The following is a 9,742-nucleotide window of genomic DNA, read 5'->3' on the forward strand; positions in this document are numbered from 1 at the left end:
TCACCTAAATCGTTTAATTTTCTATACTTAACACCTAAAGTACATTCTACAAATTTGGAAGACATTCCTTGGAATCCAGCTAAAATCATCCAAAAAGTAGCTCCAGGTCCACTGAGAGAAATAGCCACGGCTACCCCTGCAATATTTCCAAGACCAACTGTACCTGATAAAGCAGTTACAAGAGCTTGAAAGTGAGAAACTTCTCCTTCATCTTCTGGTTTATCATAATCTCCTCGTATTAATTGATAAGCATGTTTTATACCTCGAACATTGATAAATCCCATATAAAGCGTAAAAAAAGTAGCTCCAATAACTAACCAAAGCACCACTAAAGGCATATCAAATCCGATTGCAGCAAAAGGTGTATAAAAGAAAACACTAGACATGGCGTCTACTGCAGGCTTTATAATATCATTAATTTTGTCGTCTAAGCCTTTTTCTTGACTAAATGTTAAAATAGGTAATAAAAATGTAAGAATCGTGAAGAATTTCTTCATAAAGTTTATCGTATTATAGAATTAGTTCAGCAAGTTGCGAAAAAAAATGGTTAAAAAAAATGGAAGAGCAACTTTTTTTTCAAATCTCTTATAAATCGAATACTGAACTGCGTTTAGTATAAACCATATCTTTTAATTTAATCCAAAAAGCTAAGGTTAGATATACTCCAAACCAGAGGCCAGCCGTAACAAAAGAAATGTAAATAAAAAACAATCGGACATTCGTTGCTCGCATTCCTAACCGATCGGCTAATCGTGCGGAAACATGAAAACCGTGTTTTTCAAAAAAGTGTCTTATGGAGGTAATCCAACCCATTATGGTGCTGTTTCTTTTACTCGCATATACGGTGTTGTGTCTTCTTCGACACCAGTGATGAAAAATCTAGAATCTCCCAACCAAAAGAAAGTGCGGTATCGTTCTAGATAATTTAATTTTACATACTTTCCTTGAAGATTTTCTAATTTTTCTACAACGTCTTTTTCACTTGTTTGAACCGAAAAACTAAAAATTTGTGCACCAGAAATTCCTTGACTCATCTCTCCTTCCCATGTTTTAAACAAAACCCCGCGTTTACTAAATCTAATTAACTCTCCCGTACGCACGCCAGTGCTAAAAGGAACGTAGTATATAAATGAAACATAGCCTACTAGTATTATAAAGAAAACGAATAATAAACGGTAAAATATTTTTTTTACCTTATTCAAAAAAGTGGGACTAGAGGCTGGACTTGTTTCCATATTGGATATTAATTTGACGAAGTAAAGTTAATTAACTTTTGACCGATTTCACAATTTAAACAGCGATTATAATTGCAGTATCCATTTTTTAATTGCAATAATGCTTGTGAATGATAACTATCTACCGGTTTTATTCCCAAACGTTGAAATCGTTCGATGATAGCATTTTTTTCAGGTGAGATGGCTGTTGCAAATGCTATTAACTGTTCTATTGGTTCATTTCCTTTGGAAGAGGCATAACAAAACCTAAAAGGGATGATACAATTTAAAATTACTAAATCGATAAAACGAGGTGTGATAAATTTCTTTTTAAGCGGACTTTCTTTGTCAAAAATATAATGAGAACGCCAATAAGGAGAAACTTGTACAGTAAAAAGTTGATACATTTCTTTAGTCGAAGTGACGTCAAGACATGCTTGAAATAAATTATCATGACTATAAATAAGTTGGGCAAATTGGGCCAAACGTATCGTTGGAAAATTATCGGGTCGATGTTTAAAAAACTGAATAGTTAAGTGATTGACCGTTTCTAATTGGTATTTATGTTGCATAAAAATCCATTCTTTTTTTAGTTCCAGAAAATACACATCTTCATAATCTGTATTTAAAAGTCCGATTGTTCCAAAAAAGAGGGCTTCTAAATGCTGTAAATTATGGCGTTCTTTTCGAATGACAGACATTGGCAAAGTTTGTATCATTTTTAAAAAAGAGTTTCCATTTGCATTTAACCCAAAGCTTTTTGCTAAAAAAGCATAGAAAACATGCTCCCAATCATTAATTGTTGCGGCTAACAAATTATTAACTTCAATGGCTTTTTTTTGTAATCGTTCAATAAACAGCCGTTCTATCCAATGCTGTAGTGTAAAATCTTCTATATTACTAATCTCTTTTTCACAATTAATCCATGATTTGGGCTTCATTAACTGCTCATATTGAGCAACTATTACTGGTTGAACATAATTTTTTAATTCTAAAACAGGAATACTATCATTATTTTGTCGAAAAACATCGACGTCATGCTCCCAAACCACGTGCAAGATTACGTTGTCATAATTGGCATCATTTTGATGATGGTGTACGTACCAATCGGACGATTTGAGGTGAATTTCAATATTACCAGCCCAACGAAGATTATTGATTATGAGTTGGGCATTAAAAAAATCAGGCCCTTCTTTTTGTAAATATTGTCCCGTATTTAGGATTGTTATGGGCTGACCTATTGTAGTAAATAAATCGGTCAATTTAAATTTTTTATATAACCAGACAAAATGGAGAAATTCTTCTTTCATGGCGTATAATATTAATAGGTGGCGTTTAATGGAAATACTAAGATATAAAAAAATTCCTTACCAATAAGTTTGACAAGGAATTCTTTTAATTAAATTTCTGCTTTTTAATTTATCGCACTAATTATATCATGCTTGGTAATAATTTGGTGACTTCCATTTTCTAAGGCCACTAAAACAGCTTGATTATCTTTGTCAATTAGTTTGGAAATTTCAGCTATTGGAGTATTTTCGTTAACAACTGGGTAAGGTTTACCCATGATTTCACGAATAGGCGTTTCACTAATATTTTGATTATTCACATAACTTTGAAATAAATTGGTTTCATCTAAAGACCCCACAAAACCAGAATTATCTATTACTGGAATTTGAGAAATTTGATGCTTTTTCAATCGATCAATAGCATGCGAAACCAGTTCTTCTGTTCGAACAATAATTAAGGGTTTGTTGGCACGATTCTTAATTAAATCAGATGCTTTTGTTATCTCTTGATTTAAAAACCCTCGTTCACGCATCCAATCATCGTTAAACATTTTACCTACATAGCGACTCCCAGAATCATGAAACAATACCACAACTACATCAGTTGGTTTAAAATGTTCTTTTAATTGTAAAAGTCCTTTGATGGCAGCTCCAGCTGAATTACCAACAAAGATTCCTTCTTCCAAAGCCAATCTTCTGGTATACACAGCTGCATCTTTATCGGTCACTTTGGTAAAACCGTCGATAAGTGAAAAATCAACATTTTTTGGTAAAATATCCTCACCAATACCTTCTGTTATGTAAGAATAGATTTCGTTTTCATCAAAAATACCTGTTTCATGGTATTTTTTAAAAACCGAACCGTAGGTATCAATTCCCCATACTTTCACGTTCGGATTGCGTTCTTTTAAATATTTAGAAACGCCAGAAATGGTTCCACCCGTTCCTACACCAACAACAAAATGGGTGATTTTTCCGTCGGTTTGTTCCCAAATTTCAGGAGCTGTTTGTTCATAATGAGCAATAGCATTTGATGGATTATCGTATTGATTGACATACCAAGAATTTGGAATTTCAGTACTTAATCGCTTAGAAACAGAATAATATGAACGTGGATCGTCTGGCTCAACATCGGTTGGACACACAATTACTGTGGCTCCGACCGCACGTAGAATATCCGATTTTTCTTTAGATTGCTTATCGGAAATAACACAAATTAATTTATAACCTTTTACAATAGCACACAAGGCCAAACCCATTCCGGTATTGCCAGAAGTTCCTTCAATGATAGTTCCGCCGGGTTGTAAACGTCCGTCAGCTTCGGCATCTTCTATCATTTTAACTGCCATTCGGTCTTTTACTGAATTACCGGGATTAAATGTTTCCACTTTTGCTAAAACTAAACAATCTAGTTCTTGTGTAATTTTATTGATTTTAACTAAAGGTGTGTTTCCGATAGTTTCTAAGATATTTTTTGCGAATTTCATGCGTTAAAATTTTGGAATGTAAAGGTATTGATAAAAGACGAATCTAATTTAGGTCAAACTACAATTATAAATAGGTAAAATGGTTATAGGAAAAAATTCCAAATCACACCAAAACGTATCATAAAATCGTGATATGGATAGTTGGGGGCAGCATAATAATCAAATCCTGTCCATGCAGAATTAAAATGTTCTGCTTTTAAATAAATTTGTGCCTGGCTAATTTTGGCATTGACAAAGAAGTCAAATAAAGGAAAATCTCCAGTTTTGGTGTTATTTTGTGTATAAAAACCGGCTATAATAGGATTATAGTCATTTGCATAATAGTTTGTAAAAAAATTAAATGTTATCCCAGTTTGAAGAAATAATGCTTTTTTGAAAAAATGATTAGAAAAATACAAGGTATTTCGCGTTGTAAATTGAGGAACATTTAAAACATCATCTGTTTGGTCGACTCCTTGAAACAAGAAGGTATTATCTAAAGCTAATTTCCACCATTTAAATTCCTTACTTACTTTTATGCGAAAATAATTCAGAGAACTTCCATATTGTTTTGGCGTTACGAGTACTTGTTGAGCGGTAGTATCATCATTACTATAATACAAAAAATCATCTATCGTTGTTAGTTCTAAAGAAACAGAACCCCATTGCGTGTCGGCAGAAGCGGACAAGGAGTTAATTTTTTCGTTTTTGAAATTATTATACCAATTGTAATTAATATAACTACTTTGAAAGAGCGTATAATTTAAATCTGGAATTCTATTTAAATTTTGATATTTAAAAAGAATAGTATTTTTAGGATTAAAAGAATATTGGATTGTTGCAGATAAATCTGATAAATTTTGATCTGTGATAGATTTCGTGTAGGAGAAAAGGCCTTTCCAATTATTCTTACGATAGCTGTATTCTCCACCAAAAGATTGAATGATATCATTTATTCGATTCGGCACGATATAATCGTCAGTTATAATGACTCGATTATAATAATAATTATACCTTACATCTTGAAGAAAAAATTTAAATTCACCTAAAGTAGTGTTTTCATAAACTGCTCCCACTTTATTTTTCATTTCATTAAACCGCGTTTGGTCTGAAAGGTTATTTAAGACATAGGCATCACCAAATCTATAAATGGTTGTATTTCCAGTTGTTGAAGTTATGGTTGTGGGAATAGTTGTTTGAATAAATTCAAAAAACTTATGTTCATAAATAAACCTATAATCTAAAAATAAATTATTAGTACTTTGCTTTGGGTTAATTCTAAACCGTTGATCTATAAAATAACGATTCCCTTTAAGGAATGAATTTGCATCTGTTAAATAAACCTGCAAACGTGCACGGTTTTTAAACTCTGGATCGCCATCTTCAAAATTGGCATTATTAATGATTCCGCCATTTTCCTCATTATACAAATCTTGAGCAGTAAAATGACCATTTAGGATATACCTTTTGTTTTTGGTATGGTAACTCGTAGTGAACCGAAAATTACCATTACTAGTCAATTGATTTACATATTTTCCTAAAGAACGCAACCCTTTGTAGGCAATTGAAACATTAAATTGTTCGGATGAATTTAGGGTAATAAAGGCATCTAAAGATTGCCCTTGTTCCATTACGGTTTTAAAATACAGTTCTGTTAATGGAGTAGCTACACTATAATAATTAATATCTTCAATTTCAAGATAATTAAAATGTTTAGCTGCAAAACCCATTTTAGGTAAAGACTCATATTTATTAAGTCCAAAATCTAAAGTATTAAGAGGTTGTCCTTCATTTGGAAAAGGCATTAATCCAAAATTATCTTTTCTTAAATAATTGAACCGGTATTCATCATGAATAGTTAACGAGGTATCATAAACGATGCTGTCCTTTTCAATTGTAATAATTTTATATTGATCAATCGTTGCTATAGGCGACTTAGATTTTTTAGCAATTAAAGTGGTTGCTTTTTCAAATTTCTCCTCTTCTTGTGCAAGGGAAAGAAAAGGGAGGAAAATAAAAAAAAATAAAAAAACTCCTTTCATGTGTGAATAAATAATGGCAAATGTACAGAGAAAAAAATAATTAAAAACTTTTAGAGCAGGAGTAAACACAGAAAAAAGAGAAAAGAAAAAAGAAGTATAAAAAAAATCGCCTAAAGTTAGACTTTAGGCGATTAAATTATAAGGTAAAAGGGTTAGTTAAAATAACTAGGTTTTTTTACTCTATTTGCATTTTTTGCAGCAAGTTTATTTTTTAAATTAGCAAGTTTACCAGTACCAATGGCTGAACCATTTTTACTAAGTGTAAACATACCGTTTTCAATTTTAAGTGTTGCTACATACTTAGGATCAAGATTACTAGGATCTGAACCATAGTTTGAATCAATTCCATCTGCAGAATCTTGTGCAAATGCTCCTGCAAAAGTTGAATTATCTCTTGAATAAGTAACGTTTGTCACGATTTCAAAAGCTGGATCAATACCTACAGTACTTAAACCCGCATCATCCCAGATGTTCATCATAATTTCATAAGTACCATCTACTAGATCTGCATTAGCTGCTAAGTCTAAAACCATAGTTTCAGGACAATCAGCAGTTGCGGCCATTTCAACAGCCTCACCATTCATGTCAACTAAATAATAATCAACATCATAACCAATATCACACAGTGTTAAATCTAAACCAGAGAATTGAAAAGTAGTATTCCAATCTAAGATTAAGTTTAATGCACCAAAATCAGTTATATTAAAGACAAGATTTGCACCTGCAAAACTAACGTTTGCATCAAATACATCTCCGATTTTTAATGTGAAGGTTTCAGTGCTTTCTTCGATATCATCTTTTAGGATAGTTACAGTTCCAACACCCTTTTTAGTAAAAGCAGGAACAATTACTGAATGATCAAAATCGAAATCTTCCCCTTCAATAGCATCTCCAGAAACCAAAGATACAGTTACATAAACATCAACAGGCTGAACTTCTTGTAAAGTTATCGCATATTGAATTATTCTTTGAGAACCACCTTCATTTACATTATTTGGAGCACTAAAAGAGAGACCTGGCGTTACTGCCTCAACAGCTGCCACTCCATCATTAACAATAGCTACTGAATCACCAGTTGCATCATCTTCATTCTCACATGAGGTGAAGGTGAAACCTGCCATTAAAAATGTTAACAATAGAATATTAAATTTATTTTTTTTCATAAAATTAAAATTTGATTTTCTTATCAGTTGAATGATAAGCAAATTATTAAACAATTAATTATAGCGGTGTTAAAGTTGTAATAAACGGTCTATTCACAGTTTGATCAGTAAACATAATAGAATAGTGAATAGTTATAATACCAGTTACTAAATCTACATTACTCATAGCTTTTTGTTCAGGACTTTGTCTAACTTCATTAGTAAAGGCACTCGCTAAGTTTTGAGTTTCCATACCCAAACTTCCACAAATATCTTGAAAAGTATAACCAGCACGTGTACCTGCAGGTAGTTGTGTAGTATTACCAGAAGAACCAGGAGTTTGTCCAGCACAATAGTAATTACCAATGTAAGATGTATTATAAATACCAGGACCAATTGCAGTTACTTCATCTACCGCAAATGTATATACAACACCCGTTTCAACTCTTAAAGTAGAGTTAGAATATAACCCTGCCAAGAAAGATCCACAAGAAACAGTAATTTTGGTTGTCTTATAATTCTCGTGAGAATTTCCATTGTCAAGATTTGATAAATAAGAAAGAACCCAAGTATCACCAATGTTTAAAATAGCATCACTTGCAGGTAATGGAACACCATCTACGGTTAAACCAGCAATTAAATCGTTGTATGAAAATTCGAAGGAAACAGTTTCCATCTGATCAACATTAGGCAACGTTAATGTTTTTAATAAAATTTTATCTGATTTCAAACCGTCAACACTAATAAATTGTTTATAAACATCAATTGTTTGAATTTTTTCTCGTCCTTGAAAACCTGAAACAGCAGCCTCATAGATTTTGTCTGGATCACTACCTTGTTCATAAACAATATTTTCATTTAGAACAGTTAAAAGACCACCTTGGGTTTCGCTATCCGTAAGCGTATCACTTGTTTCATTAGAACAAGCGGTAAAAGCTAACGAAGCAAATAAAAACAAGGATAATTTAAATATTTTTTTCATAATTTACAATTTAATTAGTTCATCCACCATACTTTAGACAACATCGTATCGCCATTGCTTAACATGGCAGCTGCTGCAGTATAATTTGCATTGTTAGTATTTTGTGAATCTGTAGAATAATAAAATCTACTTGGGATCTGTGGAATAGCAGCATCAAATACAGGAGATAAAGCTGGGAAACCAGTTCTTCTCCATTCCGTCCAAGTTTCAATACCTTGACCATATAGTGCTAACCATGTCTGGTAACCAATTCTTTCATTTGCTTGTGCAGTTGTGAAAAAATCAATACCTGATTGAGCAATATAAGCATCTGCAGCAGCAGGGCTAATACCATTCACAGTCATATTAGCTCTAATACCTGCTAAATAATATTCTCTAGCGGTATCAATTCCACCAGAAATAAAACCTTTACTTGCCGCTTCAGCTAATAAAAATTGAACTTGTGCATTTGAAATAATGATACCAGGCAAAGTTGGATTTAAATAAAAAGTACCAGGAGAAGAAAAAGCATTATAATTTCCAGAATTCTCAACACCAGGAACATTACCTACATAAGCATTAGCATTGTTTTTTTGAGCATAAACTGCTAACCTTGGATCATTTGTACCTGCTAATTTATCAACTAAAACAGAACTCATTTTATATTCTGTTCTACCACCATATACAATTGTCTCATAAATTGGATTAGCATCTGGTTGAGATGATGTATAAATTAATTGAGCTGTATCACTGTTAGAAGAGAATAACAAACCAGAATTAACTAAAGCTTGAAGATCTGAACTAACACTTCTTTTAGAAGAAATTCTCATTAACGCTTTTAATTTAAGCGAAGCTCCAAATTTTCTCCATTTGCTAAAATCTCCACCATAAACATAATCAGCAGATGGTGTAAAATCTCCAGTTCCGTTAGCTAATAATACTTCTGCTTCATCTAATAAAGCTAAAATACCTTCATAAACAACTTCTTCTGAATCATAAACAGGTTTCACAATACCAGGAACCACTGCCTCTGTAAAAGGACAAGGTCCGTATAGATCAGTTACAATTTGAAAAGCATTAGCTTGAATAATCAATGATGCCCCTTGTAAATTAGTATTACCAGCAGCACCAGCTAAAGTATAAGCTTCTTTTGCCTCAGCAATTACACTAGAATACATCACAGTCCACATAGAATTCATTAATGCTCTTCTAGGAATATATTTCTCCTCATCATTATACTGTACTTTAGACCAATGTTGAGCCCAACATAAACCCATATCAGCACCGATTTGTGCGTTATAGATTGTATTTTGAGTAGCGATTATAGCACCACCTAACAACAAATTAGGGTCTGTTGTTAGTGAACTATTTTGAGTAGTATTAACCTCCTCAAAATCTTTATCACAACTCACAGCTGTAAAAGCTAGTGAGGCGATAAATAAATAAACTATTTTTTTCATTTTCATCTTTTTTATTAGAATTTAATATTAACATTAAAACCATACGATCTAGCAGATGGTAATTGACCAAATTCTTGACCTTGTTCACCATTAGCATTACTAAATGCAGATTCTGGATCAACATGAGGTGTTTTTGAATACAATAATGCTAAATTTCTACCTACAACA

9 protein-coding genes are annotated in these 9,742 nt (G+C 32.5%); all 9 read right to left on the reverse strand.

The genetic code is table 11. The features are described from left to right. A partial coding sequence (locus PHR76_RS12825) for an alanine:cation symporter family protein (RefSeq protein ID WP_300063460.1) occupies positions 1-497 on the reverse strand: 497 nt, incomplete at its 3' end. 88 nt (positions 498-585) lie between these two features. After that, on the reverse strand, positions 586-813 hold the full coding sequence (locus PHR76_RS12830) for a PspC domain-containing protein (protein WP_300063463.1): 228 nt from the start codon (positions 811-813) through the stop codon (positions 586-588). Then, positions 813-1,235, reverse strand: a complete 423-nt coding sequence (locus tag PHR76_RS12835; protein ID WP_300063466.1) for a 6-phosphogluconate dehydrogenase — start codon at positions 1,233-1,235, stop codon at positions 813-815. The genes PHR76_RS12830 and PHR76_RS12835 overlap by 1 nt, the downstream gene beginning before the upstream one ends. Before the next feature lie 8 nt (positions 1,236-1,243). After that, entirely contained in the window at positions 1,244-2,524 is a 1,281-nt protein-coding gene (locus PHR76_RS12840) for a DUF2851 family protein (RefSeq protein ID WP_300063469.1), read from the reverse strand. A 104-nt stretch (positions 2,525-2,628) separates the two neighbouring features. Beyond that, entirely contained in the window at positions 2,629-3,990 is a 1,362-nt protein-coding gene (locus tag PHR76_RS12845; RefSeq protein ID WP_300063472.1) for a pyridoxal-phosphate dependent enzyme, read from the reverse strand. An 83-nt stretch (positions 3,991-4,073) separates the two neighbouring features. After that, positions 4,074-6,011 (reverse strand): putative porin, encoded by a 1,938-nt coding sequence (locus tag PHR76_RS12850; protein WP_300063475.1) that lies wholly within the window; start codon positions 6,009-6,011, stop codon positions 4,074-4,076. 152 nt (positions 6,012-6,163) lie between these two features. After that, positions 6,164-7,174, reverse strand: coding sequence for a hypothetical protein (locus PHR76_RS12855; RefSeq protein ID WP_300063478.1), 1,011 nt, complete (start codon positions 7,172-7,174; stop codon positions 6,164-6,166). A 58-nt stretch (positions 7,175-7,232) separates the two neighbouring features. Continuing rightward, entirely contained in the window at positions 7,233-8,135 is a 903-nt protein-coding gene (locus PHR76_RS12860; protein ID WP_300063481.1) for a hypothetical protein, read from the reverse strand. A gap of 14 nt (positions 8,136-8,149) precedes the next feature. Continuing rightward, positions 8,150-9,574, reverse strand: coding sequence for a SusD/RagB family nutrient-binding outer membrane lipoprotein (locus PHR76_RS12865; RefSeq protein ID WP_300063484.1), 1,425 nt, complete (start codon positions 9,572-9,574; stop codon positions 8,150-8,152). Between the last annotated feature and the right edge of the window lie 168 nt (positions 9,575-9,742).

The sequence above is a fragment of the Flavobacterium sp. genome (assembly GCF_028689845.1).
GTDB lineage: Bacteria > Bacteroidota > Bacteroidia > Flavobacteriales > Flavobacteriaceae > Flavobacterium.

Excerpts from the sequence above, each read along its gene's own strand:
- PHR76_RS12840 (WP_300063469.1), bottom strand. The coding sequence starts at position 2,524 with ATGAAAGAAGAATTTCTCCATTTTGTCTGGTTATATAAAAAATTTAAA.
- PHR76_RS12865 (WP_300063484.1), bottom strand. The coding sequence starts at position 9,574 with ATGAAAAAAATAGTTTATTTATTTATCGCCTCACTAGCTTTTACAGCT.
- PHR76_RS12835 (WP_300063466.1), bottom strand. The coding sequence starts at position 1,235 with ATGGAAACAAGTCCAGCCTCTAGTCCCACTTTTTTGAATAAGGTAAAA.
- PHR76_RS12860 (WP_300063481.1), bottom strand. The coding sequence starts at position 8,135 with ATGAAAAAAATATTTAAATTATCCTTGTTTTTATTTGCTTCGTTAGCT.
- PHR76_RS12855 (WP_300063478.1), bottom strand. The coding sequence starts at position 7,174 with ATGAAAAAAAATAAATTTAATATTCTATTGTTAACATTTTTAATGGCA.
- PHR76_RS12830 (WP_300063463.1), bottom strand. The coding sequence starts at position 813 with ATGGGTTGGATTACCTCCATAAGACACTTTTTTGAAAAACACGGTTTT.
- PHR76_RS12845 (WP_300063472.1), bottom strand. The coding sequence starts at position 3,990 with ATGAAATTCGCAAAAAATATCTTAGAAACTATCGGAAACACACCTTTA.
- PHR76_RS12850 (WP_300063475.1), bottom strand. The coding sequence starts at position 6,011 with ATGAAAGGAGTTTTTTTATTTTTTTTTATTTTCCTCCCTTTTCTTTCC.